Consider the following 25,082-nt stretch of genomic DNA (forward strand, 5'->3'; position numbering starts at 1 on the left):
CGTAGGGGGGGAATAAAAAAGTTTTATCTGAACGTAGTGGGATGTAAAGACTGTTCCTTGAGTCGTTTATACAACGCTTCTTTCGTTTTATCTGAACGTAGTGGGATGTAAAGATAGATGAAGGAATACCAACGAAACATGTGTTTTCAGAGTTTTATCTGAACGTAGTGGGATGTAAAGATACTTTCCGATTCTTGTTTTGCTGCTTCTTGTTGCGTTTTATCTGAACGTAGTGGGATGTAAAGTTGAGTTCTTCATTTAGTGTGTATACAACTTTTACGGTTTTATCTGAACGTAGTGGGATGTAAAGATATAGTACAACTTATCCACAAACTTATCCACATTATAAGTTTTATCTGAACGTAGTGGGATGTAAAGGATTGATTGTCAAATAGGCGTTTTTTAGTTTCATGAGTTTTATCTGAACGTAGTGGGATGTAAAGGTCATTTAGACAGACGCTTCACGATATTATTTTATCAGTTTTATCTGAACGTAGTGGGATGTAAAGCAAAAAACATCATTAGAGAATTGCAAGATCATGGGTGTTTTATCTGAACGTAGTGGGATGTAAAGATGAACTACACTATAAAGCTATTCACGAATGCGAAGTTTTATCTGAACGTAGTGGGATGTAAAGCTAGTAGTGGTCATAACGTTTTTTAAAACGGTAGGCGATGTTTTATCTAAACGTAGTGAAATATCCCCCTTTTTTCATCTACTTTTCACCATTGACTCGTACACTTACGGTATACAGTACATGATATGGTAAATCAGGGGGGATATGTGTTGAAGAAAAACATCGTAAAAATCATATTGGACGTCTCAATGGCGATTGCGTTTGTGTTGTTAATGAATCCGAGAGTGTTTAATGGATTGCCGTTTCATGAAATTGCTGGAACTGTAATCGGAGTGGCGATTCTTGTTCATATCGGATTGAACTATCGTTGGGTAATCAACACGACGAAAAAAATATTTTCTTCCGAACTTCCGAAGAAAACGAGGATCAGCTTTGCCTTAAACATCTTGTTGCTTGTTTCGATGGCAGCGGTCATTGTATCGGGGATTTTGATTTCGCGTGTTTTGTTTTCGAACGTCGCACTAGAGGGGAACCATTTTGTACGGGAAATTCACGACCTTTTCGCCAACACAACGCTTGCTTTAGTCGGCCTTCATCTCGGCTTGCATTGGCAATGGATCATGGGTGTTAGTAAAAAAGTGTTCAAAGCAAAGGACGGAACGTGGCGGAAAGGAGCGTTCATTTCTAGCGTGTTGACATTTGCGCTTTTAGCTGGCGGAATGTATTGGAGTTCGCAATATGTCAAGCCAAGCGAAGGAGAGTTCAAACCGAAATTTGCCGAACAAAACGCACCATCCTTTGCTGGAAAGACGGTTGGCACACTGCCAACCCCACCGGACGGAGCGTTTCGCCATGAAAAATTCCTTAAAGAACACGGCACAAACAACCCGCTGCTTGTCTTGCTTCACTACTTTACCATTTGGACGTTTGTTATTGTTCCTGTTTATTACATCGAAAAACGAATGCGCAAGAAACAAAAACTTATCGTATGAAAAGTGTCCCGTGATGTTGGGACACCTTTTTGTCATGATCCTTTTTTTCCTTTATCGTGCTTATAACATTCGTGATATAGCTTCATTAATGCCCGTTTTTCGATGCGTGAAACGTAGCTGCGAGAAATGCCGAGTTCTTTCGCGATTTCGCGCTGGGTGCGTTCAGGTTGCATGTTTAAGCCGAAGCGGCTGACGATGACTTGTCGTTCACGATCGTCAAGGACGTGTAAATGTTGAGCGATATTTTCAAGCTCATTATTTTTTTCAATCATGTCGATAATGTCTTCATCTTCTGATTTTAATACATCGAGTAGGCTAATTTCATTTCCGTCGCGATCTTGCCCGATCGGATCGTGCAAAGAAACGTCTTTCCTCGTTTTTTTCAGCGAACGAAGGTGCATTAAAATTTCATTCTCAATGCAACGAGCGGCATATGTCGCGAGTTTTGTCCCTTTTCCTGTTGAATAGCTTTCGATCGCTTTAATTAAGCCAATTGTGCCGATGGAAATTAAATCTTCTGGGTCTTCTCCAGTGTTTTCAAACTTTTTTACAATGTGCGCAACGAGGCGCAAATTGTGCTCGATGAGCTTGTTGCGAGCGTCTTCATCTCCTTTTGCCATTCGTTTTAAATACATCGCTTCTTCTTTTGCATCAAGCGGTTGTGGAAAGGCATTGTTTTTTACATAAGATACGAAAAAGACGAGCTCCTTTATAAACAAAGCAAGCGCAGAAAAAATGGCACCCATCATCGTTCACCTCGCAGGCGGTCTTTTGTTGCTTATGTATGTATATGCATTAGAAAACTTGTTCGTGTTTGGACACATTATTTTTCTTTTTTCCCCCTTTGTTTGTGAAAAGAAAATCTTGTATAATCGGAACATGTAACATACATACGAAAGAAGGATGGAGCATGATTAAAACGTTAAAGCTCACTCCCCCTCAATTGTTAGCTAGCATGTTTCTTTTTCTTGTCGTTGTCGGTGGTGTGTTGTTGAAGTTGCCGATTGCAACAGAGAAGGAAATTAGCTGGCTTGATGCGTTCTTTTTATCGACATCCGCAGCAACCGTAACCGGCTTAGCACCGATTGATCCTGGCTCTACGTTTACTGTATTCGGAGAAGTGGTTTTAATGGTACTTATTCAAGTGGGTGGACTTGGAATTATGACATTTGCGGTGCTCGTTGTTATTGTGCTTGGAAAAAAATCGGGATGAAGCAACGCATGTTGATGCAAGAGGCGTTAAACCAACCGTCGCTCGGTGGTGTCATTCGTTTGGCGCGCAATTTACTGTTGTTTTCTTTATTTATGGAACTTGTTGGGGCAGCGTTGTTGGCAATTGATTGGGTTCCGAAAATGGGCTGGGCGAAAGGGCTATATTATAGCCTCTTTCATACCATTGCATCGTTCAATAATGCTGGGTTTGCGTTATGGCCAGATAATTTATCGCGTTTCGTCGGAGATCCGATCGTAAACATAACGGTCTCCTTATTGATTATCATCGGCGGACTCGGTTTTACGGTCGTATTTGATGTATTGTATCAACGACGTTGGAGAAAGTTATCTCTCCATACGAAGCTGATGTTAGTTATGACGCTTGTGGTGAACATTGTGGCGATCATTGCCTTCTATATATTCGAACATAACAACCCGAAAACGCTCGGTGCTCTTTCGTTTCGTGAGCAACTATGGGCATCGTATTTTCAAGGGATTACGCCGAGAACAGCGGGATTTAATACGATTGATATCGGTTCACTTGAACAACCGACGGCGATGCTTATGATTTTCCTTATGTTTATCGGAGCAGGAAGCACGTCGACAGGCGGAGGAATCAAGCTGACGACGTTTGCGGTCATTATTTTTGCGGTGATGAGTTTTTTAAAAGGAAAAGAAGAGACGGTCGTTTGGATGCGAACGATTCGCCATACGATTATTTTACGAGCATTGGCCATTGCATCCATGAGCATGTTGTTTATTTTTGTTGTGACGATGATATTGACACTTACGGAAGATGCTTCGCTTCTTGCGCTTTTATTTGAAGTTGTATCCGCATTTGGTACAGTTGGACTTTCGATGAATATGACATCGCATTTATCAACGATCGGAAAAGTGCTCATTATTGGCGTCATGTTGTTTGGGAAATTAGGTCCGTTAACGCTCGTATATTCGATTGCGAAGCCGAAAAAAACAAATATTCGTTATCCGAATGGAGATATATTGACAGGATGAATAAAAGCGAGGGAGGCTCCCTCGCTTTTATTGTGCAGGTTCTTGCGGCATAATTAAAATTTCTACTCGTCGGTTTTTCGCGCGTCCTTCAGGTGTCGCATTTGAGGCGATCGGTTTAAACTCTCCATACCCTTTTGCGCTAAATAACTGCGGGTTTAATCTTGTATTTTCAAGCAATAGTTTCATAAAGTTGACGGCGCGCATAACGCTTAATTCCCAGTTGGAAGCAAATTTCGCATTGTTGATCGGCACGTTGTCGGTATGTCCGCTAATGACGATGTTGCGCGGCGGATTCATGACGAGCAAGTTCGATATTTTTTTCGCGACATCGCGATATTGCGGTTTAATATCAGCGCTGCCTGAGTCGAACAACACATCGTTCGCAATCGTTACAAGCAATCCTTCTTCTGTCATCGCGACAGACAATTCTCCGCTTAATTGATTCGTTTTGACATATTCATTAAATTTACTTTGAATCTTTTTTAATTCCTCGTATTCTTCTTTTGAAATTTTGACATACGGTTTTTGATTTGGCGAATCTTTAATAATCGAGTCCATTTCTTCCCGTTCGACAGGACTTAAATATTGTAGCGCTCCTGTCCCGCCTGTGAATACGCTATTAAACGCACGTGCAATTTCCATAAATTTTTTTGAGTCGATTTGACTACTTGCGAATAAAACGATAAATAGCGCAAGCAACAACGTTAATAAGTCGGCGTACGGAATTAACCAGCTTTCATCGACATGTTCCTCATGATGATGTTTTTTATGCTTTTTCGCCATTATTTTGAGCTCCTTGTCCTAAAAGTTTTTGACGTTCGCTCATCGGTAAATAAGAAGCTAATTTTTGTTCAATCGCTCTAGGTGCTTGTCCTTCAATAATTGAAAGCACGCCTTCAATCATTACTTGTCGCACTTTAATTTCTTCCTTCGATTTGCGTTTTAGCTTGTTTGCAAATGGATGCCAAAGAACGTATCCTGTAAAAATTCCCATAAGCGTCGCAACGAACGCCGCACTAATCGCGTGACCAAGACGTTCAATATCGGACATATCTTGAAGGGCAGCGATCAATCCGACGACGGCACCAAGTACTCCAAGCGTTGGAGCGTACGTTCCCGCCTGCGTAAAAATCGTTGCATTCGCTAAATGACGTTCTTCCATCGCCTCAATTTCTTCAGTCATCACGTCGCGAATAAATTCTTGTGATTGTCCGTCAATGGCTAAACTTAATCCGTTGCGTAAAAACGGGTCATCGATTTCGGCTACTTTTGCTTCCAACGCTAACAACCCCTCGCGGCGAGCGATGTTTGCCCACTCCACGAACAGCGGGATGAGTTCTTCAATTTTTGGCGTTTTTGACTCTTTAAAAATGACCCCGAATAACTTTGGAACTTTCGAAATTTCTTTCGTTGGAAAGGCGATCGTGACGGCGGCCGCTGTCCCTAATAAAATGATTAAAATCGCAGCAGGGTTAATGAGCACAGACGGGCTTACCCCTTTAAACACCATTCCGACACCGACAGCGATAATGCCAAGAATGAGCCCGATTAAGGACGTACGGTCCATGATATCACCTCTAGTTGTAGAATGAAAAATAAATCCAAGTTTATCATATAATTTATCCGAATGTTTGAAAAGGGAAATTTGTACGAAAAAAACCCTTGAAGTGGAAAACTTCAAGGGTTACATTTTCTTTAATCGGAATGAACCGACCATTAAAAGAGAAAGCGTAAAAATAATGAAAATAAAGACGTAAGGTGGGAAGTAATGAATCGTTAAATAACTAAGCGTCAATAAACAACCTGCCGCTGTGATCGGCAAACCGGTAAAATATCCGTTGCTTTCCGTAATGTTAAATCGTGCTAGGCGAAAAGCGCCGCAACCGATATAAAAAATTGTAAAAAATGAGCCGGGTGCGCCAAATTCGTGCAATAATCCTTGATAAAGTAATAGTGCAGGTGCTACTCCAAATGATATAATATCACTCATTGAGTCCAATTGTTTCCCTAAGTCAGATTCAATATTCATTTTCCGAGCGACCGTTCCATCAAAACGATCGGCAAGTGCTGCCAAAAAAATAAACAATACAGAGACGTTTAGCTGGCCTTTCACTGCAAATAAAATCGCAAAGCCTCCGAGGCTTAAATTTGTCAACGTCAATACGTTTGCCGTATGCGCTTTAAGTTTTTTAATGGTATGATCAATATAATCGGATAAAAACATACACGTTCACTCCTTTATTAAAATCGTGACAACCCACTTGCCAAAAATATCACTCGGTTACTAATATTTTATTGATAATAAGCAAACTAGTAAAGGATATTCTTTACTTTAGGAGGGAAAATCGTTGGTCAAATGGCTATATCGCCTCTTTATTGAATTAACAAATCATCCTTTGACATCGAAGTGGCTTGCTTCGTTTACGCGCTCAAAATGGAGTCGGTGGGTTATTCCATCTTATGCGAAAGTATATAAAGTAAATGAAGAAGAAATGGAAAAAAAGTTGCACGAATATGAAACGCTTCAACAATTGTTCGTCCGATCGCTAAAAAAAGGACTTCGTCCGATCGATGAACACCCAGATAGTGTCGTAAGCCCTGTCGATGCCGTTATTGAAGATGTCGGCATCATTACAGATAAAAAAGAAATCATCGTCAAAGGAAAAACGTACTCCATTCGCGAGATGCTTGGCGATGATCGGATCGCTGAAAAGTATTTGCATGGAACGTTTATTATTTTGTATTTAAGTCCGAGCCATTATCATCGCATTCATAGCCCAATATGTGGGGAAGTTGTGAAGCAGTGGGAGCTCGGTGGCAAGTCATACCCTGTCAACCGTCTCGGATTGAAATATGGCAAAGATCCACTTTCTAAAAATTACAGAAGAATTACTGAGCTGTGTACAAATGGAATGCATATAGCCATTGTGAAAGTCGGGGCGATGTTTGTCAACAGCATTGAATTAACACATGAGCACGACTATGTGAACAAAGGGGAAGAAATTGGATATTTTTCGTTCGGTTCAACCGTTGTGCTATTGTTTGAAAAGGGCGCTTTTACGCTAGATGAACAAGTTATTCCGCCACTTGAAGTAAAAATGGGGCAACGTCTCGGCTTTTTTGCGCAAAAGAAAAAGAGCCAGTAACTGAAGGCTCGTTATGAAGACTGTTTAATTTTATGGTCTAGACGGCGACGGAAAATTTCTCGTTCAATGAGTTGAATAAATTCTTTGCTTAATTGTAATTCTTTTGCTTTGTAGTATGACTCAATTAACAAGTCGTCAGGCAAACATTTCATTTTTTTCGCCTCCTCGGTATACATAGAAGAATGTATACATATAATGGTAGGTTTATCTTCACTTTACCATAAATCAAAAATAAGAACAATTGTTCTAATTATCCACATGTGTTGGTGGATAAGTTGTGGATTTGTTGTTTATAACGATAAGGAAATGTTGAAAAATGAATGTGGATCGTGTGTATAAAGTTATCCACATGATGTGAAAAACGTCGGATTTTGTCGAAAGATTTTACAATTTGTTTATTTATGTAAAAAAGAGAGAAGGAATGAGGACGTATGTTAAAATATTTTTTGCCGAACGAACATGCGAAAAGTATTTTTGAAATTACTCCAGAACATTTAAAACAAAAAGGAATAAAAGGGATTATTACAGATTTAGATAACACGTTAATTGAATGGGATCGTCCGCTCGCGACGCCTGATGTTGTTCGTTGGTTCGAACAAATGAAACAAAGCGGCATTCAAGTCACCGTCGTATCCAATAACAATAAAAAGCGGGTGGAAGCGTTCGCTAAGCCGCTCGGCATTCCGTTTATTTTTGAAGCGCGCAAGCCGTTAACACGAGCGTTTCAACAAGCGTTGCGCGACATGAAGTTGAAAAAAGAAGAAGTTGTCGTCATTGGCGATCAACTTCTCACCGATGTATTTGGGGGCAATCGGCTCGGGCTACATACGATTTTAGTCGTTCCTGTTGCACAAACAGACGGTTTTTTTACTCGAATTAACCGAAATATTGAACGAAAAATTTTAAATATGATGCGAAAAAAAGGTATGATTCATTGGGAGTGATGAAAATGAGTGAACAAATGATTTGTATTGGATGTGGAGTCACAATTCAAACGGAAGATGAAACGAAAATCGGGTATGCGCCTCCTTCAGCGCTAGAGAAAGATCCAATTATTTGTCAGCGCTGTTTTCGATTAAAACATTACAACGAAGTGCAGGACGTCTCGTTAACGGATGATGACTTTTTAAACATTTTGCACGGCATCGGACAAGCAGACGGATTAGTCGTGAAAATTGTTGATATTTTTGATTTTAACGGCAGCTGGCTGCCGGGATTGCATCGCTTTGTTGGAAAAAAAGATGTGCTACTTGTCGGCAACAAAGTCGATTTATTGCCGAAATCCGTTAAACATGAAAAAGTGACGCGCTGGATGAAACAATCGGCTCGCGAACTCGGTTTACAGCCACGCGACGTCTTTTTAGTGAGCGCCAATAAAGGCTACGGAATGAAAGAAGTGATGGCAGCGATTGATGAATACCGCAACGGAAAAGACGTGTATGTCGTCGGTTGCACGAACGTCGGAAAATCAACGTTTATTAATCGCATCATTAAAGAAGCGACAGGAAAAGGCAATGTCATTACGACATCGTATTTCCCGGGAACGACGCTCGATATGATTGAAATACCGCTTGATGACGGCTCGGCTCTTTATGATACGCCGGGAATTATTAATCATCATCAAATGGCGCATTTCGTCGATAAAAAAGATTTAAAAGTCATTACGCCAAAGAAAGAAATTAAACCGAAAGTGTATCAATTAAATGAACAACAAACGTTATTTTTCGGAGGGCTAGCTCGGTTAGATTACGTAAGCGGTGGAAGACGTCCATTTGTATGTTATATGTCAAATGAATTGTTTATTCATCGAACGAAGCGCGAACATGCGGATGAGTTGTATGAGAAACATCTTGGGGAGTTGTTGCAGCCGCCGCGCAAAAGCTATTGCGAGCAATTGCCACCGCTCGTTGCCCACCATTTCACATTAAAAGAGCCGAAAACAGATATTGTTTTTTCAGGGCTCGGTTGGGTGACATGTCATGAACCTGGCGCTCATGTCGTTGCATATGCGCCAAAAGGCGTCGGTGTGATGTTACGCAGATCGCTCATTTAACAAAGAGGGGGAGAGGAACTTGAAATTATTTGCGCTAATCGGCTGTCCTGTTCATCATTCCTTATCACCGCTTATGCATAACGATGCGTTTCAATCGTTATGTATCGATGCGCACTATCATGCGTTTCATGTTGAGCCTCACCTGTTAAAAGAGGCGGTGCAAGGGTTAAAAGCGTTACAATGTGCAGGGTTTAATGTGACGATTCCGCATAAAACAGCAGTGATGGCGTATATGGATGAACTTGATGAAACGGCAAAACAAATGGGAGCCGTCAATACAGTTGTCAATGAAAATGGGAAGTGGATTGGTTATAATACAGATGGTGAAGGGTTTGTCCGAGCGTTATGTGAGCAAATGAACATTGAATTGTCCGGTGCGCGCATTTTGCTTGTCGGCGCAGGCGGGGCGGCGCGCGGCATTTATTTTACTCTTTTGAAACATCGTGTGTCTGCCGTTGATGTATGTAATCGCACAGCAGGAAAGGCAGAGACGTTTATTGAAAAACAAATATCTTCTGTTTACTCGCTTGAGGAAGCAGAGGAACGTTTAGGAGAGTATGATATCATTATTAATACAACGTCTGTCGGCATGTATCCACATGTCGATGCGATGCCTATTTCTCTTCAAACGTTAAAAAAAGGGACGATCGTCAGCGATATTATTTATAATCCGCTGATGACAAAATGGCTGCAAGAAGCAAAAGAGAAGGGTGCGCGCGTGCAAAACGGCGTCGGCATGTTCGTCTACCAAGGTGCACTAGCGTTTGAAAAATGGACAGGAATTTTTCCAGATACAAAACGAATGGAACAAGTTGTCATGCAACAGTTAGGAGGAAAAACATGTTAACAGGAAAACAAAAGCGATTTTTACGTTCTTTAGCTCATCATTTAACGCCGATTTTTCAAGTCGGAAAAGGCGGCGTGAACGACAATATGATTAAACAAATTGCCGATGCGCTTGAAGCGAGAGAGCTGATTAAAGTGAGCGTATTAAAAAACTGCGAAGAAGAAAAAGAAGTGATTGCCGAGCAGCTAGCGAGCGGAGCAGGGGCGGAAGTCGTCCAACTGATCGGTCATACGATTGTATTATACAAAGAGTCTCGTGAACGAAAGCAAATTGTGTTACCAAAATAGGAGCGATGCAGTGAAAAAAGTAGGCATTTTAGGTGGGACGTTTGATCCGCCTCATTATGGGCATTTATTAATTGCCGATGATGTACGAACGGAATTAAAGCTCGATGAAATATGGTTTATGCCAAACTACATTCCGCCGCATAAAGAGAAAAAGGTGACTGATCATGTGCATCGCGTCAATATGTTGCGTATGGCGATTGCCAATGACCCACATTTTCGCGTTGAAACGATTGAATTAGAACGGAAAGAGCGATCGTATACGTACGACACGATCGTTTTGTTAAAAAAAAGACATCCGCATACGACATTTTACTTCATTATTGGCGGAGATATGGTCGAATATTTGCCGCATTGGTATCGCATTGATGAGCTCGTTCAACTCATTCAATTTGTCGGCGTGAAACGTCCGGGCTATTCGCTTTGTACGCCGTATCCGATCATCGAAGTGGACGTGCCGACGTTTGCGGTTTCTTCTTCGCTCATTCGCGAACGTATCCAAAACGGAAAAAGCGTGACATATTTGTTGCCAGAAGCGGTTCAACTATATATAAAGGAGAATCGATTGTATGAAACGTGAAGAGGCGTTAGCTATCGTGCGCAAGCAATTAAAAGAACAGCGGTACGTTCATACGGTAGGTGTGATGGAAACAGCTATCGAGCTAGCAAAATTGTACGGAGCTGATGTGCAAAAGGCGGAATTAGCTGCCATTTTTCACGACTACGCAAAATTTCGCACGAAAGAAGAAATGAAGCGCATCATTGTAGAACAACAAATGCCGCAAGACTTGTTGGCATATAGTCCGGAATTATGGCATGCGCCTGTTGGGGCATATTTAGTACGAACGGAAGTTGGCATTCAAGATGAAGAGATTTTGCAGGCGATTCGTTATCATACATCAGGGCGACCAAATATGACATTGCTTGAAAAAATTGTGTATATCGCCGATTATATTGAACCGAATCGTTCATTTCCAGGCGTTGATGAAGTGCGGGCGCTAGCGCGGGAACATTTAGATCAAGCGCTTTTCCGTGCGCTTCAAAATACGATTCAATTTTTAATGGACAAACGCGAGCCCATTTACCCAGATACGTTTCATACGTATAATGATATAGCAAAAAAATTAAAGGGGGTTTCATCGTGACAGAACGAGACATTTTACGCATCGCAGTCAAAGCAGCAGATGAAAAAAAGGCAGAAAATATCGTAGCACTAAATATGAAAGGCATTTCGCTCGTTGCGGATTATTTTATGATTTGTCACGGCAATTCGGATAAACAAGTACAGGCGATTGCGCGTGAAATTAAAGAAAAAGCGGAAGAACACGATGTTGTCGTCAAACGTGTTGAAGGATTTGACGAAGCGCGTTGGATTTTAGTGGATTTAGGAGATGTCGTCGTCCATGTGTTTCATAAAGAAGACCGCGAATATTATAATCTCGAACGGTTATGGGGCGATGCGCCGCTTGAACAAATTGAGAGTGATCTTGGGGTATGACGTACGAACGGTTTGCGAGTTGGTATGATCAATTAATGAGCGATGCCCCATACGATGCATGGTGTGCGCTCGTCGAACGGGCGGTGTCATCTTACCGAACAGGAAAGCGAATTCTTGATCTCGGATGCGGGACAGGGGAACTTGCCCTTCGCTTAGCTGAAAGAGGATTTGATGTGACAGGTGTTGATGTATCGGAACAAATGTTGGCGATTGCGCAAATGAAAGCGCAAGAACGTGGAGTTAATCTTTCATTTTTTCAGCAAGATATGCGCGACTTTGGTCCGTTTGAGCCGTTTGATACGATCGTCATTTTTTGCGATTCACTCAATTATTTGTTGCAAGAAGAAGATGTGATCGCTACGTTTTCGCGCGTATACGATCAATTGAAGCCAGATGGGTTGTTTTTATTTGACGTTCATTCTTTATTTAAAATGGAAAACGTCTTTTTACACCATGGGACGTTTGCGAGCAATGATGACCAAGTAAGCTATATATGGAACTGTTATCCGGGCTCTTGGCCGCATAGCGTCGAACATGAATTGACGTTTTTTGTTCGATTAGAAGAAGGGGTATATGAGCGAGTTGACGAAATGCATGTGCAGCGAACGTACGATGTTGAACGATATGTTGCGTGGTTAAAACAAGCTGGTTTTCGCTTGTTGCACGTATGGGCGGATTTTACAGAACAACAGCCGACAAATGAAAGCGAGCGCATTTTTTTCATTGCGCAAAAATAAACGTCCCAAAAGTGTTTTCTTTTGGGACGTTTTATTTTAGAAGGATTTTTTTTATTCATCGCGAATATGATCAATTTGTTGGCGCACCTTTTCTTTTTCTTCGTCAAATTTTTCATGCGTTTTTTGAAAAATATGCACGAACAAGTCCCCGACTTCTTTTTCTAACACGTCAATGCCAGCTCCTGTAATGCCACCTTTGACACATACTTTCTCCTGTAATGTCGGTAACGTATACAATTGTTTCTCAAGCAAAGCACCTAGTCCGATCATCATTTCTGTTGCTAACATCGTTGCTTGTTCGTTTGTAATGGCTGTTTGTTGAACGGCTGCATCAATAAATTTTTGAATTAAGTAGCTGAAAAAGGCTGGTCCGCAGCTCGTTAAATCAGAAGCGATGCGCGTAATAGGCTCGTCTATGTATATTGGACGAGAAATGCAACGGAATAGCCGTTCAATTGTCGCTCTCTCTTCTTTTGTACAACGTTCGCTTACGGTAATGAGAGAGCTTCCCGCAAGTGCCCGATTCGTAATGCTTGGAATGACGCGAGCAACGCTACACGGTACGAGCGATTCGAGCTGTTGAACGGAAATGGGGCTCGTAATCGACACGATGCAATGATGGTCGGTCAAATGTGGCCGTAACTGTTTTAAAACGGCTGGCATATGTAGCGGCTTTGTGCAAATGAAAATAATCGTTGCATGTTTTGCTATTTCTTCGTTCGTTTGTATGACATGGACGTTTGGATAACGTTGTTGTATACTGTACGCTTTTTCAAGCGTTCGATTCGTAATAAATAGTTGTTCTTGCTTCACAGCATTGCCGTTAATAAACGATTCAATTAAAATCGTTCCCATGTTTCCTGTTCCGATAAACCCTATATTCAACGGTACTCCCCCCTTATCCGTCACCACTATATGTCATATGTATGCGACGATGACACGTTTTATGAAAGGGTGAACGTATGAAGTGGATAAAAACGTATGAGCGTTGGATATATATTGGGGCACTTGTCATTGGAGTGATCATTTGGGTGACGCAACGGGAAGAAGCGACGATACAACCGTTGCCTTTCGAACAAAATGAACAACAAGTAGAACAACAAGCAGAAAAACAAGAAGAACAAACGTCTGTTTTTGTCGATGTGAAAGGAGCGGTTAAACGAGCCGGAGTATATGAAGTCGCAGCGACAAGCCGCATTCGAGATGTGATTGAAATGGCAGGAGGATTAACAGAAGAAGCGGATGAAACGAAAATCAATTTGGCGATGAAAGTGCATGATGAAATGGTCATTTACGTGCCAAAAAAAGGCGAAGAAATAAGCGAACTAGCGGATACGCATACGATAGATCAATCAAACGGAAAAGTAAACATTAATACAGCCACAGCAGAGCAATTACAAACGTTGCAAGGCATCGGTCCGGCAAAAGCATCTGCCATTATTGCATATCGCGAAGAGCACGGACCGTTTCAAAAAGCGGAAGATTTGTTGAATGTGAGCGGAATCGGGGAAAAATCGTTTGAGAAAATAAAAGAACAAATTGTCGTCCGTTAAAATTGACGATAAACTAAAGGCATAATGGACAAGGGGGAGAAACAACATGAAACGAATTACATGGGATCAATATTTCATGGCACAAAGCCATTTATTAGCGTTGCGCAGCACATGCACAAGGCTAGCGGTCGGCGCGACGATCGTGCGCGATAAACGTATCATTGCAGGGGGATATAACGGCTCAATCGCAGGTGGAGCGCATTGTATAGACGAAGGATGTTATGTCATTGACAACCATTGTGTGCGCACCATTCATGCCGAAATGAACGCCATTTTACAATGCGCGAAGTTTGGTGTGCCAACAGAAGGGGCGGAAATATACGTCACTCATTTTCCTTGTTTACAATGTTGTAAAGCAATTATTCAAAGCGGGATAAAAGCTGTTTATTATGCGAACGACTATAAAAACCATCCGTTTGCTTTGCAATTGTTTGAACAAGCAGGGGTAACGGTCAAGCACGTTCCTTTTGATGTGGAATCTATTCCGACATTTTTACACGCGAAGGGGAGATGATGTATCGTTTATGTAGCAATGGCGGCCGTTTTGGCCGTCCTGTCTATATTGACAAAATCGGTTGTTTGCTTTTTGCTTTCGGTCGTGTACCATTTGTTTTTACTTTGGCGGAAGCGGGCGTTGTTGATCGGTTGTGCTAGCGCATATTTGTTTTTTCTGTTATGGAGCAATTGGATCGATCGACATAACGTGACGACACTTTCAGGACATGAAACGGCGCTGGTTGTGCGATTTGTTGCTCCGATTCATATCGATGGGGATCAAATAAAAACGGTCGTACAATGGAAGGATGAACGGCTACAGCTTATTTATCGCCTTCGTACAGAAGAAGAAAAACATGAATGGGATGCCCTTCAAATTGGTACGGCCTGTTTGGTGAAAGGAGCGCTTGAACGGCCATCTTTACCGACGAATCCGTATGCGTTCAATTATCGCCAGTATTTGTTTTATCATCGCATCCATTGGATCGTTCGTCCTACTTCGCTCGAACGGTGCATGCGCACACATGTGACATGGGTGGAACGATTGCAAATTATTCGTCAAAAAGGCATTCGCTACATTCAAGATCATTTCCCGCGCGACGTTAGCGCATTTATGCAGGCGCTAATTTACGGTGAGCGAAGCGATATAGAGCCAACCGTTCTTTCGAGCTATCAAAAGTTAGGGCTTATTCATTTGCTAGCGATTTCAGGTTTGCATATGACATTGCTTGCTGGTGGTTGTTTTTATTTATTCATTCGCTTCGGAATCACACGGGAACGAGCAACCGTGATTTTATTATGTTGTATTCCTTTATACGTCATTTTATCAGGGGCCGCTCCGTCAGTGATGCGCGCAGCAGTGATGACAAGTTGTTTCCTTCTCTTTTCCTCTCGCCTTCGTACGCTTGATGCATTAAGCGTCGCTTGTCTTCTTTTACTACTAAAAGACCCGTATATCATATTTCATCTCGGTTTTCAATTATCTTTTCTCGTTTGTTTTGCGTTAATCATTTGTTCTTCGTTTATTCAAAAGGAACGTTCCGTCATTCGTCAGTTGTTTATGACGTCGCTGATTGCACAAATGGGCGCGCTGCCGCTTTTGCTTTATCATTTTTACGAAGTTTCCATTTTATCGATTCCATTAAACGTCATGTTTGTTCCGCTTTATTCTTTTGTCATTTTGCCGCTCTCATTTCTCGCATGGTTCATCCACGTTTTTGTGCCGTTTGTTAGCCCGATCATCACATATGCATTGACGTTTGTGATTGAACATACAAACAAGCTTGTCACTTCATTAGCAGATCCGTTTTTGCTCACCCTCGGTCGCCCGCCAACATGGCTATTGATCGCTTATATGATCTCGATTGCTCTCTTTTTTCTTTCGTTTGAGTATAAACAGATCTTCTTTCGCTTTTCGTTTCTTTTTGTCATCATCGTTCATTTCCTTTGGCCGTTTTTTCGTCCGAGCGGTGAAGTCGTTATGTTAGACGTTGGGCAAGGAGATAGTATATATATCGAACTGCCGTATCGAAAGGCGATTTATATGATTGATACGGGCGGAACGATGTCATTTGGCGATGAGCCGTGGAGAAAAAGGAAGCAATCGTTTCGCGTCGGTGAAGATGTCATCGTTCCGTTTTTGAAAGCAAAAGGGGTTCGTACTCTTGATGCGCTCATTGTGACACATGGTGATTTTGATCATATCGGGGATGCGAGCGATGTATTGAATGCTGTCCGTGTGCGAAAACTGTTTGTCGGTATGCACAAAAATGATTTGCTGCAAACGGTCATGGCACAGGCGATTAATAAAGGGGCGCATGTACAAATGGTGAAAAGCGGCGATCGTTGGACGGTTGGTCAAGCGCGATTTCACATTCTTTCTCCATTTGGGAATGAGGAGACGACAAATGACGGTTCGATTGTGCTGTATGCGTTTATGGGAGGAGCATACTGGCTATTTACAGGTGATTTAGAAGAAAAAGGGGAACAACAACTCATCACGATGTATCGCTCATTGCCTGTTGACATATTAAAAGTCGGGCATCACGGAAGTAACACATCGACATCTGAGCCGTTTTTACGACATATTCGTCCGAAAGTGGCGCTTATTTCCGTCGGACGTCGCAATCGATATGGTCATCCGCATCGTGAAGTGATTGATCGTTTGCGCGACTATCACGTTCGTACATTTCGTACCGATGAACATGGGGCTATCGTCATTCGTTTTTCGAAACGGATAAGCACCATTCAAACCTTTTCGCCATAAAATGCAAGAAAAAAGAGACTGCAACATGCAATCTCTTTCGGGTGTTCATTATGCACCAAAAAATTTTACAAGTGTAGCAATAATGAACATAGTGGCGAAAAAGCCGAATGATACGATGAAGCCAACAGCCGAGTCAACGGCATCGTTGCGCGTACATTGAACGTTTTTTTCAAATTCGTTCATGACCATCCCTCCTATTTTCTCACCATTAGTATAAGGGAAAAGAGAAAGAAAATCTACATCGTTGACAACAGTTGTCACAAATAGTTCGTGCAAGATCGGAAAAGATAAAGATACCCGTTGGATAAATAAGTTCCTAGGGCTTGTTTTCCAACGTTTAAATAAATGGGAGTTGGCGATTTTCATCTGCTAACTCCCTTGTAAAATGCTCCGAAACGTTGTATGTTCTTTAAAGAAAATGGATGAAGAATGGGGAAGAGAACATGGAACAACTATATGTCATATACGGCACGGAGCATTTTTTAATGAAGCAAGCATATGAACAAATTGTTCGCCGAGCGTTGTCAGATGAAGAACGTGAATGGAATGTTAGTACATACGATTGTGAAGAAACGCCGATTGAAGTGGCGCTTGAAGATGCGGAGACGCTTCCGTTTTTCGGTGAGCGAAAAATCGTCATTGTGAAGCAACCGTATTTTTTAACGGCGGAAAAAGGAAAAGAAAAAGTCGAGCACGATATGAAACGATTGGAAGCTTACATAGAAAAGCCCGCGCCGTTTTCTAGCGTCATCTTCGTTGGAACGTATGAAAAGTTAGATGAGCGGAAAAAAGTGACGAAAGCGTTATTAAAAAAAGCGCATGTGATCGTTGCTAAACCGCTCAACGAAAAAGAATTAAAACAATGGGTAAAAGGACAATGCCAAATCGACGATGATGCGCTAGATATGTTGTTGACATTAGCTGGTACGGATTTAGCTACGTTGGCTAGCGAAATCGAAAAGCTCATGCTTTTCGCTGAACATCGTTCCATCACAGTAGACGATGTTCGATTGCTTGTGTCGCGCACGCTTGAACAGAACGTATTTACTCTTGTCGAACAAATTGCTAAGCGAAACGTCCCAGCTGCGTTGCAAACGCTTCAAGATTTGTTGCGCCAAAATGAAGAACCAATTAAGCTTGTTGCTCTATTAGCAAGCCAATTTCGGCTTATTTATGAAGTGAAGGAACTGATGAAAACAGGATACGGTCAACAACAAATCGCCTCGATGTTAGGTGTTCATCCGTTTCGCGTGAAAGTGGCGGCAAGTTATGCGAACGGATTTTCCGAGCAACAGCTTATGAGCATTTTATACGATTTAGCAGAAACAGATTATGCGTTAAAAAGTAGCGCAATGGATAAGCAGTTGTTATTGCAGTTGTTTTTCTTAAAGTTGCAGCGGTAGAGATTTTATCTACCGCTTTTGTTGTAACGCATCGACATCGATCATATAGTAGCCATCATCGTCTGTCGTAATGATTCCTTGCTGTTTGAGTTGGCTTAGTACGCGGCTGACCGTTTCGCGCGCAGCGCCAATCATATTGGCTAATTCTCGCGTTGTGAGCAATGTTTTCAGACGATAACGACCGTTCATATACACGCCGTTTGTTGTTGCTAATCGAATGAAAAGCCGCGCCAATTGTTCAGCTGTATTGTGAAAGGCTAGTTCTTCTAATCGTGTTTGCAATTCGATAATTTTTTCGCCCATGATGCGAAACAGTTTGATGCATAGTTGTGGATAGCAAATGAGCGTTTGTTCGAATTGTTCAATCGGAATGACAATCAGTGTCGTTTCATCCATCATTTCTGCATGTGCCGGATACGAGCCGCGTCGAAAAAAGCCGGTGTGTGGAAACATATCTCCCTCTTGTAAAATAGATACAATTTGTTCTTTTCCACTTACATCTGTTTTGTAAATTTTCACCGTCCCACGAGCGATAAAAAAGACGCGATCAAGCGGCTCTCCTTGCATAAACGCAAGCATTTTCGGCTTATACGTCCGGACGGTTGCGATATGTACAAGCGCCTCCAATTCTTCATCGGACAGTTGGGAAAATAACGAAATCATTTTTAATTGTTGCTTGACCCAATGAAACATATGCATCCCCTCCCAAAATGGAAAAACAGCTTGCCGCGTATGACAAGCTGTTTTTTCATTATGCTGTAATGCTGTTTAATTTTTTCGCTAAACGTGATTTATAGCGATTTGCAGCATTTTTGTGGATTAAGCCTTTGCTAGCTGCTTTGTCAATTTTTTTCGTTGCAAATGCGAAAGCTTCTTTTGCTTTTTCCACGTCTTTTAACTCAACAAGCGCTTCAAACTTTTTAATTGCTGTGCGCATTGCTGATTTCATAGATGCGTTATGAGCGCGACGCTTTTCGCTTGTTTTTGCACGTTTAATTGCAGATTTAATGTTTGCCATTTTTTTTCACCTCCGTTAACCGATCGCAAATATATACGTTCAATACGCGACAGTTCGATGAACAATAAGAACAAGTGATATTCTACCAAACTGCTCTTAATTATGCAATAGGGCAAAGGCGGAAAAGTGCGATTGTATGAAAAAGGAGGAAAATGGATAAAACAAATGATAAAAAATGATGGAGGAGACTGTATGATCGATTTACGTCCATATAATGTCCGAACGGATTTAGCCATTGAAGCGCACGAAATAGCGATTGAAGAACGATTGCAAAATGAACAACAAACGTCACTTGAAGGGGTATTTATTCGCGATTGGGAAGAAGATGGCGTTCATTTTTCGTTTGTCGAAGTGACAGAGGAAGGTGCAAAAACGTTAGGAAAAAAAGCTGGAAAATATTTAACGATTGAGGCGCAAGGGATTCGAACACAAGACACGGATTTGCAACAAAAAGTGGAGAAGCTATTCGCCAAACATTTTTATACGTTTTTACAGCAGCTTGGCATTTCGAAAGAAGCAAGTTGTCTTGTCGTCGGGTTAGGGAATGCGGAAGTCACCCCTGATGCGCTCGGTCCGTTAGCTGTATCGAATTTAGTCGTGACGCGCCATTTATTTCAACTGCAACCTGAAAGTGTTCAAGACGGATTTCGCTCGGTCAGTGCGCTCGCTCCAGGGGTAATGGGAATGACTGGAATTGAAACGAGCGACGTCATTGCAGGCATTGTTGAAAAAATTCAACCGGATTTTATTATTGCCATTGATGCGTTAGCTGCGCGTTCGATTGAACGAGTAAATGCTACCATTCAAATTTCTGATACAGGCATTCATCCGGGATCGGGGGTAGGGAATAAGCGAAAAGAGCTCAGTAAACAAACGTTAGGCATTCCTGTTATTGCAATTGGCGTCCCAACGGTCGTTGATGCTGTGTCGATTGCAAGCGACACGATTGATTTATTGTTAAAACATCTCGGCCGTGAGATGAAAGAAGGCAATCGAGCAGCTCGTGCTCTTGCGCCAGCGAGTCTCGTATTCGGGAAGAAAAAAAAGTTGACGGAAGAAGATTTACCGAGCGAATCGGATCGTTCTGCTTTTTTAGGGATGGTCGGCATGCTTAATGAAGAAGAAAAAAGGAAGTTGATTTACGAAGTGCTTGCCCCGATCGGCCATAATTTAATGGTTACACCAAAAGAGGTCGATGTATTTATTGAGGAAATGGCAAACATATTAGCGAGCGGTTTGAACGCTGCGTTACATCATCGCATTGATCAGGAAAACGTTGGGGCATATACGCATTAGTTTTTCGTTCTATCTTTCAAAGCGCTGTCATATTGATAGAGTAGACAAGCTTTGAAAGGGTGAAGTGAAGAAAATGATGGTGACCGTTCACGGAACAAGTATAAAAAAGTGGATTATATTCATTTTGTTTACGTTTATTAGTACGATAACAGTTGTCGCGACAATGACAGCGACGTCGACATATCGCCTTTCTTCTTCTTCTGTTCATGAAATGACGAATCGCTTTGCTGCAGAATCGCTTGTATATGTACTTTCATTTGAAAATGTGTATTTTCGTGAGATGCTCCCGAAAGAAAAACAGCAACTGCCGTATTCTACATATTTTTTTCAAATGACAACGAGCGTGAATTTTCATGATCCGCGCAGTTTGTTAGGACGGGAGTTACCCGGTTTTTCACTGTATGATAGCGAAATTATTTTAGCTGGTGAAGGAACGAACTTTACAAACATTCCGTACGAGTCACCCCCTCCGTTAGAAGTGTTGTTAGCTGAGCGAGAAGCAGCACAAGAGCAGCTTCAGGAGGAAGAAACGCCTCCTGCTCCCGCCCCTTCCCAAACGACAGGAGGAAAGAAAGTTGTTTATATTTATCATACACATACGCAAGAATCGTATTTGCCTGCATTAAAAGGGGTGACGAACCCTAACTTTGCCCATCATCCGACGGTGAATGTAACGAAAGTCGGAAAAAAATTAGGCGAAGAACTAGAGAAGCGCGGCATCGGTGTTGTTGTTGATACGACCGATTTTATCGGGAAATTGTTAAAAAACAATATGGAATATTATCAAGCGTATGATATGTCGCGTAAAACGGTTGTGGAAGCGATGGCAAACAATCGTGACGTTCAATATTTAATTGACATTCATCGTGATTCTCGACGCCGCAATGATACGACGGTGACGATTAACGGCGTTGACTATGCGAGAGTGTCGTTTATTATCGGCGGCGAAAATGCAAAGTATGAAAAAAACTTACAGCTTGTGACGAAATTGCACGAACTGCTTGAAAAAAAATATCCTGGGCTAAGCCGCGGAACATTCGAGAAAAAAGGGGTCGGAACAAACGGGAAATTTAATCAAGATTTATCGGAAAATGCGATTTTAATCGAGTTTGGCGGTGTGGATAATACGTTTCAAGAATTGTATCGAACAGCATCAGCTGTAGCAGATGTATTTAGCGAATATTATTGGCAAGCAGAAAAAGTAAATGCGACACAACCGGCAGAAAAAAAGTAGGGGAGTAAGATGGTAAGATTTACGATTCAAAGTTTACTCATCGCCGTCATTTTTTTAGTAGGTGTATTGCTCGGCATGCAGCAAGCGAACGAAGGGATGCGCAAAATGAAAGGGTATAACGATCCATCGCTTGAGCGAGTGATACACGTATCAAAAGATGAAACGATCGTGCTTGGGCAATCGATTGAAGAAAAAAAAGAAAAATTGCAACAAATGGAGACGTTTAACATGTTTTCGAAAGCGGGACAAAAACTTGCGACGTTCGTTCATTCGCTCGTTGAACATATGCTCTCATTTATGCAAAAGGCAGGATAACGATCCGCCTTTTCTTTATTTTGCGTTGAATATTGCGAACGTTGTTGCTATAATCAAAGCTAGCGTATTTCGGAAATTATAGGAGTGGAACATAGATGAATCGTGAAGAGAGACTAAAAAGAAGGGATCGCATTCGCAACTTTTCCATTATTGCACATATCGACCACGGCAAATCTACGCTTGCTGACCGCATTCTTGAAAAGACGGGTGCGCTGTCTGAGCGCGAGATGAAAGAACAAGCGCTCGATTCAATGGAGTTAGAGCGCGAGCGTGGCATTACGATTAAATTAAATGCAGTCCAGCTTCATTACAAAGCGAAAGATGGAGAAGATTACATTTTACATTTAATTGATACGCCTGGTCACGTCGACTTTACGTACGAAGTGTCGCGTAGTTTAGCGGCGTGTGAAGGGGCGATTTTAGTCGTTGACGCAGCGCAAGGCATTGAGGCTCAAACGCTTGCTAACGTATATTTAGCGATTGATAACAATTTAGAAATTTTGCCGGTCATTAATAAAATTGATTTACCAAGTGCGGACCCTGAGCGTGTTCGTCAAGAAATTGAAGATGTAATCGGTCTTAACGCATCAGAAGCTGTCTTAGCATCAGCGAAAGTTGGCATTGGAATTGATGAAATTTTAGAGCAAATTGTTCAAAAAATTCCTGCCCCATCTGGAGATCCAGATGCACCGCTTAAAGCGCTTATTTTTGACTCGCTTTATGACCCGTATCGCGGCGTTGTCGCATACATTCGCGTCGTAGAAGGAACGGTGAAAGCAGGTCAAAAAATTAAAATGATGGCGACAGGAAAAGAATTTGAAGTCGTTGAAGTCGGGGTATTCACGCCGAAAGCGAAAATCGTTGATGAATTGACCGTTGGCGATGTCGGCTACTTAACGGCATCGATTAAAAACGTGAGCGATACGCGTGTCGGGGATACGATTACGCATGCGGACAACCCAGCAAGCGAACCGCTTCCAGGGTATCGTCGTTTAAATCCGATGGTGTTTTGCGGTTTGTATCCAATCGATACAGCGCGCTACAACGATTTGCGCGAGGCGTTAGAAAAGCTCCAGTTAAACGATGCGGCATTGCAGTTTGAACCAGAGACGTCCCAAGCGCTCGGTTTCGGTTTCCGATGCGGCTTTTTAGGGCTTTTGCATATGGAAATTATTCAAGAGCGATTAGAGCGCGAGTTTAACATTGATATTATTGCGACAGCGCCAAGCGTTATATACAAAGTATATTTAACGGACGGAACGGAGTTAGCGGTCGATAACCCGTCAAACATGCCAGATCCACAAAAAATTGATCGCGTCGAAGAGCCGTACGTGAGAGCAACGATTATGGTACCGAACGACTACGTCGGTCCTGTCATGGAACTATGCCAAAAGAAACGAGGCATTTTTGGCGATATGCAATATTTAGACGAGCGACGTGTAACGCTCACATATGAATTGCCGCTTGCTGAAATTGTGTACGATTTCTTTGACATTTTAAAATCGAGCACGAAAGGATACGCATCGTTTGACTACGAGTTGATTGGCTATAAGCCGTCTAAACTTGTAAAAATGGACATTTTATTAAACGGTGAAAAAGTCGACGCTTTATCGTTTATTGTTCATCGCGATTCAGCATACGATCGCGGAAAAGTCATCGTTGAAAAGTTAAAAGATTTAATTCCGCGCCAACAATTCGAAGTACCTGTGCAAGCTGCCATCGGCAATAAAATTATTGCGCGCTCAACAATTAAAGCGTTGCGCAAAAACGTATTAGCGAAATGTTACGGTGGGGACATTTCGCGTAAGCGGAAGTTGCTTGAGAAGCAAAAAGAAGGGAAAAAGCGCATGAAACAAGTCGGCTCCGTTGAAGTGCCGCAAGAAGCGTTCATGGCTGTGTTAAAGATGGACGATCAAAAATAAACCGCAGAATGTTTCTGCGGTTTTTTGCATAGAAAAGGGTGAAGTAAATGATTCAAGCAGCATATATTCATATTCCGTTTTGTACGCACATTTGTCATTATTGTGATTTCAATAAAGTATTTTTACATCAGCAACCGGTTGACGCTTATATCGATGCGTTAATCATCGAAATGGAACGGACGTTTGAACGTGTTCCGACATCGCAATTGCAAACGGTATTTATCGGAGGAGGAACACCGACGTCGTTGACTGCCAAACAGCTTGATCGATTATTGCGTGCCATTCACCGCATCGTTTCGCTCGCTTCCGATGTCGAGTTCACCGTTGAAGCGAATCCGGATGAAGTGAGCGATGAGCAGTTATACGTGCTCAAGGAATGGGGAGTGAACCGCCTCAGTTTTGGCGTGCAAACGTTCGATCGTGAATTGCTCCAACGCATCGGACGTACCCATACGAAAGAAACAGCAATCGAGACGATTGAGCGCGCGCACAAGCTCGGCTTTCATAATATAAATATCGATTTAATGTACGGATTGCCGACACAGACGATCGACCATCTAAAAGAAACGTTACGTATAACGTTTTCGCTTCCGATTCAACATGTGTCTGCCTACTCGCTCATTATTGAGCCTAAAACCGTATTTTACAACTTGATGAAAAAACAGACGTTGCCGTTGCCGAGTCAAGAAGAAGAAGCATATATGTATGAAATGATTATGGAACAAATGGAACAACATGGATATAGACAATATGAATTAAGCAACTATGCTCAAAAAGGGTTTGATAGCCGTCATAATATGACATATTGGAATAACGATGATTACTACGGATTTGGTGCAGGAGCTCATGGCTATATGAACGGCATAAGACATGTAAATGCTGGTCCGATTAAAAAATATATACAGCTCATTGAGCAAGGGCAGTGGCCACATGTAGACGAGCATGTTGTGTCAAAAGAAGAGCAAATGGAAGAGCATATGTTTCTTGGTTTACGAAAAATCGAAGGGGTAAATAAAAATGAATTTTTCATGCGATATGGAAAAACGGTGCATGACGTGTTCGGTGAAGCCATTGCCTTGCAAAAACGAAACGGATTGCTTGAAGAGACAGAGGAAGCGATTTTTCTTACCCATCGCGGCAAATTGCTCGGAAACGAAGTATTTCAATCGTTTCTTGGCGTTTCATCTTGACACGACAAGTGCAATTTGATACCTTAATA

At 41.9% G+C, this 25,082-nt stretch carries 29 protein-coding genes, 1 pseudogene and 1 CRISPR repeat array; of the genes and pseudogenes, 21 read left to right on the forward strand and 9 right to left on the reverse strand.

Annotation, left to right across the window (positions count from 1 at the left end):
* Positions 1-20 precede the first annotated feature (20 nt).
* A CRISPR array of direct repeats spans positions 21-638; the repeat unit is 29 nt; unit sequence GTTTTATCTGAACGTAGTGGGATGTAAAG.
* A gap of 146 nt (positions 639-784) precedes the next feature.
* A complete protein-coding gene (locus tag EKC99_RS09050) occupies positions 785-1,570 on the forward strand; it encodes a DUF4405 domain-containing protein (protein WP_163151529.1) in 786 nt (261 codons plus the stop codon).
* 32 nt (positions 1,571-1,602) lie between these two features.
* Here the strand turns inward: EKC99_RS09050 and sigK are convergent, their stop codons facing one another.
* Positions 1,603-2,316, reverse strand: coding sequence for an RNA polymerase sporulation sigma factor SigK (sigK, locus tag EKC99_RS09055; protein WP_163151570.1), 714 nt, complete (start codon positions 2,314-2,316; stop codon positions 1,603-1,605).
* 164 nt (positions 2,317-2,480) lie between these two features.
* Here sigK and EKC99_RS09060 point away from each other — a divergent pair.
* Positions 2,481-3,796, forward strand: a pseudogene (locus EKC99_RS09060) (TrkH family potassium uptake protein).
* Between the two features lie 27 nt (positions 3,797-3,823).
* Here the strand turns inward: EKC99_RS09060 and motB are convergent.
* The 3 genes from motB to pssA form a co-directional block, all read right to left on the reverse strand.
* Positions 3,824-4,579, reverse strand: coding sequence for a flagellar motor protein MotB (gene motB, locus EKC99_RS09065; protein WP_009374083.1), 756 nt, complete (start codon positions 4,577-4,579; stop codon positions 3,824-3,826).
* Positions 4,563-5,363, reverse strand: coding sequence for a flagellar motor stator protein MotA (gene motA, locus EKC99_RS09070; protein WP_006317787.1), 801 nt, complete (start codon positions 5,361-5,363; stop codon positions 4,563-4,565). Before motA ends, motB begins: the two co-directional genes overlap by 17 nt.
* A 117-nt stretch (positions 5,364-5,480) precedes the next feature.
* The gene (gene pssA / locus EKC99_RS09075) at positions 5,481-6,020 is read right to left on the reverse strand and encodes a CDP-diacylglycerol--serine O-phosphatidyltransferase (RefSeq protein ID WP_009374081.1); all 540 of its coding nucleotides are present in this window, start codon (positions 6,018-6,020) and stop codon (positions 5,481-5,483) included.
* Positions 6,021-6,144: 124 nt separating this feature from the next.
* Between pssA and EKC99_RS09080 the strand changes: the two genes are divergently transcribed.
* Positions 6,145-6,942 (forward strand): phosphatidylserine decarboxylase, encoded by a 798-nt coding sequence (locus EKC99_RS09080; RefSeq protein WP_163151531.1) that lies wholly within the window; start codon positions 6,145-6,147, stop codon positions 6,940-6,942.
* Positions 6,943-6,953: 11 nt separating this feature from the next.
* Here the strand turns inward: EKC99_RS09080 and sda are convergent, their stop codons facing one another.
* Entirely contained in the window at positions 6,954-7,094 is a 141-nt protein-coding gene (sda, locus tag EKC99_RS09085; protein WP_009374076.1) for a sporulation histidine kinase inhibitor Sda, read from the reverse strand.
* Positions 7,095-7,373: 279 nt separating this feature from the next.
* Here sda and EKC99_RS09090 point away from each other — a divergent pair, with 279 nt between their 5' ends.
* From EKC99_RS09090 to EKC99_RS09125, 8 genes are read left to right on the forward strand one after another with little or no spacing between them, the layout of a single operon-like run.
* Positions 7,374-7,886, forward strand: a complete 513-nt coding sequence (locus EKC99_RS09090; protein ID WP_009374074.1) for a YqeG family HAD IIIA-type phosphatase — start codon at positions 7,374-7,376, stop codon at positions 7,884-7,886.
* 5 nt (positions 7,887-7,891) lie between these two features.
* On the forward strand, positions 7,892-8,995 hold the full coding sequence (gene yqeH / locus EKC99_RS09095) for a ribosome biogenesis GTPase YqeH (protein WP_163151533.1): 1,104 nt from the start codon (positions 7,892-7,894) through the stop codon (positions 8,993-8,995).
* Positions 8,996-9,014: 19 nt separating this feature from the next.
* On the forward strand, positions 9,015-9,842 hold the full coding sequence (aroE, locus tag EKC99_RS09100) for a shikimate dehydrogenase (RefSeq protein ID WP_163151535.1): 828 nt from the start codon (positions 9,015-9,017) through the stop codon (positions 9,840-9,842).
* Complete coding sequence (gene yhbY, locus EKC99_RS09105; protein ID WP_009374068.1) at positions 9,836-10,129, forward strand: ribosome assembly RNA-binding protein YhbY; 294 nt, start codon at positions 9,836-9,838, stop codon at positions 10,127-10,129. Before aroE ends, yhbY begins: the two co-directional genes overlap by 7 nt.
* Before the next feature lie 10 nt (positions 10,130-10,139).
* The gene (locus tag EKC99_RS09110) at positions 10,140-10,706 is read left to right on the forward strand and encodes a nicotinate-nucleotide adenylyltransferase (RefSeq protein ID WP_163151537.1); all 567 of its coding nucleotides are present in this window, start codon (positions 10,140-10,142) and stop codon (positions 10,704-10,706) included.
* Positions 10,696-11,271, forward strand: a complete 576-nt coding sequence (gene yqeK, locus EKC99_RS09115) for a bis(5'-nucleosyl)-tetraphosphatase (symmetrical) YqeK (protein ID WP_163151539.1) — start codon at positions 10,696-10,698, stop codon at positions 11,269-11,271. Before EKC99_RS09110 ends, yqeK begins: the two co-directional genes overlap by 11 nt.
* Positions 11,268-11,624, forward strand: a complete 357-nt coding sequence (gene rsfS, locus EKC99_RS09120; protein ID WP_163151541.1) for a ribosome silencing factor — start codon at positions 11,268-11,270, stop codon at positions 11,622-11,624. The genes yqeK and rsfS overlap by 4 nt, the downstream gene beginning before the upstream one ends.
* Positions 11,621-12,361: a class I SAM-dependent DNA methyltransferase gene (locus EKC99_RS09125; protein ID WP_163151543.1), complete on the forward strand. Its 741-nt coding sequence runs from the start codon at positions 11,621-11,623 to the stop codon at positions 12,359-12,361. Before rsfS ends, EKC99_RS09125 begins: the two co-directional genes overlap by 4 nt.
* A 51-nt stretch (positions 12,362-12,412) precedes the next feature.
* On the opposite strand, the gene comER is transcribed toward EKC99_RS09125, so the two are convergent.
* Complete coding sequence (gene comER, locus EKC99_RS09130) at positions 12,413-13,246, reverse strand: late competence protein ComER (RefSeq protein WP_019416879.1); 834 nt, start codon at positions 13,244-13,246, stop codon at positions 12,413-12,415.
* 77 nt (positions 13,247-13,323) lie between these two features.
* Between comER and EKC99_RS09135 the strand changes: the two genes are divergently transcribed.
* The 4 genes from EKC99_RS09135 to EKC99_RS09145 are packed head-to-tail and all read left to right on the forward strand — an operon-like array spanning position 13,324 to position 16,675.
* The gene (locus EKC99_RS09135; protein WP_163151544.1) at positions 13,324-13,914 is read left to right on the forward strand and encodes a helix-hairpin-helix domain-containing protein; all 591 of its coding nucleotides are present in this window, start codon (positions 13,324-13,326) and stop codon (positions 13,912-13,914) included.
* 46 nt (positions 13,915-13,960) lie between these two features.
* Positions 13,961-14,428: a ComE operon protein 2 gene (locus EKC99_RS09140; RefSeq protein WP_009374060.1), complete on the forward strand. Its 468-nt coding sequence runs from the start codon at positions 13,961-13,963 to the stop codon at positions 14,426-14,428.
* On the forward strand, positions 14,425-14,568 hold the full coding sequence (locus EKC99_RS15900) for a hypothetical protein (RefSeq protein ID WP_240468835.1): 144 nt from the start codon (positions 14,425-14,427) through the stop codon (positions 14,566-14,568). Before EKC99_RS09140 ends, EKC99_RS15900 begins: the two co-directional genes overlap by 4 nt.
* Entirely contained in the window at positions 14,549-16,675 is a 2,127-nt protein-coding gene (locus EKC99_RS09145; protein ID WP_305793591.1) for a DNA internalization-related competence protein ComEC/Rec2, read from the forward strand. Before EKC99_RS15900 ends, EKC99_RS09145 begins: the two co-directional genes overlap by 20 nt.
* Positions 16,676-16,723: 48 nt before the next feature.
* On the opposite strand, the gene EKC99_RS09150 is transcribed toward EKC99_RS09145, so the two are convergent.
* The gene (locus EKC99_RS09150) at positions 16,724-16,858 is read right to left on the reverse strand and encodes a YqzM family protein (protein ID WP_003393868.1); all 135 of its coding nucleotides are present in this window, start codon (positions 16,856-16,858) and stop codon (positions 16,724-16,726) included.
* 239 nt (positions 16,859-17,097) lie between these two features.
* Between EKC99_RS09150 and holA the strand changes: the two genes are divergently transcribed.
* Positions 17,098-18,078, forward strand: a complete 981-nt coding sequence (gene holA, locus EKC99_RS09155) for a DNA polymerase III subunit delta (protein WP_163151548.1) — start codon at positions 17,098-17,100, stop codon at positions 18,076-18,078.
* 9 nt (positions 18,079-18,087) lie between these two features.
* Here holA and EKC99_RS09160 read toward each other — a convergent pair whose 3' ends face one another.
* Both EKC99_RS09160 and rpsT read right to left on the reverse strand, forming a co-directional pair.
* Entirely contained in the window at positions 18,088-18,771 is a 684-nt protein-coding gene (locus EKC99_RS09160) for a Crp/Fnr family transcriptional regulator (protein WP_009374054.1), read from the reverse strand.
* A gap of 58 nt (positions 18,772-18,829) precedes the next feature.
* The gene (gene rpsT / locus EKC99_RS09165; RefSeq protein WP_004889444.1) at positions 18,830-19,096 is read right to left on the reverse strand and encodes a 30S ribosomal protein S20; all 267 of its coding nucleotides are present in this window, start codon (positions 19,094-19,096) and stop codon (positions 18,830-18,832) included.
* A 192-nt stretch (positions 19,097-19,288) separates the two neighbouring features.
* On the opposite strand from rpsT, the gene gpr reads away from it, so the two are divergent.
* The 5 genes from gpr (at position 19,289) to hemW (ending at position 25,053) form a co-directional block, all read left to right on the forward strand.
* A complete protein-coding gene (gpr, locus tag EKC99_RS09170) occupies positions 19,289-20,392 on the forward strand; it encodes a GPR endopeptidase (protein WP_163151550.1) in 1,104 nt (367 codons plus the stop codon).
* Between the two features lie 64 nt (positions 20,393-20,456).
* Positions 20,457-21,626 carry a stage II sporulation protein P gene (gene spoIIP / locus EKC99_RS09175; protein ID WP_009374051.1) on the forward strand — a complete coding sequence of 390 codons (1,170 nt, stop codon included), beginning with the start codon at positions 20,457-20,459 and terminating at the stop codon, positions 21,624-21,626.
* Between the two features lie 9 nt (positions 21,627-21,635).
* Positions 21,636-21,941 (forward strand): YqxA family protein, encoded by a 306-nt coding sequence (locus tag EKC99_RS09180; RefSeq protein WP_163151552.1) that lies wholly within the window; start codon positions 21,636-21,638, stop codon positions 21,939-21,941.
* 95 nt (positions 21,942-22,036) lie between these two features.
* Entirely contained in the window at positions 22,037-23,863 is a 1,827-nt protein-coding gene (lepA, locus tag EKC99_RS09185) for a translation elongation factor 4 (protein ID WP_163151554.1), read from the forward strand.
* A gap of 47 nt (positions 23,864-23,910) precedes the next feature.
* Positions 23,911-25,053, forward strand: coding sequence for a radical SAM family heme chaperone HemW (hemW, locus tag EKC99_RS09190; protein WP_035066669.1), 1,143 nt, complete (start codon positions 23,911-23,913; stop codon positions 25,051-25,053).
* The last annotated feature ends 29 nt before the right edge of the window (positions 25,054-25,082 follow it).

It is taken from the genome of Anoxybacillus sp. MB8, from assembly GCF_011006755.1.
In the GTDB taxonomy this organism is placed as follows: Bacteria; Bacillota; Bacilli; order Bacillales; family Anoxybacillaceae; genus Anoxybacillus; species Anoxybacillus gonensis.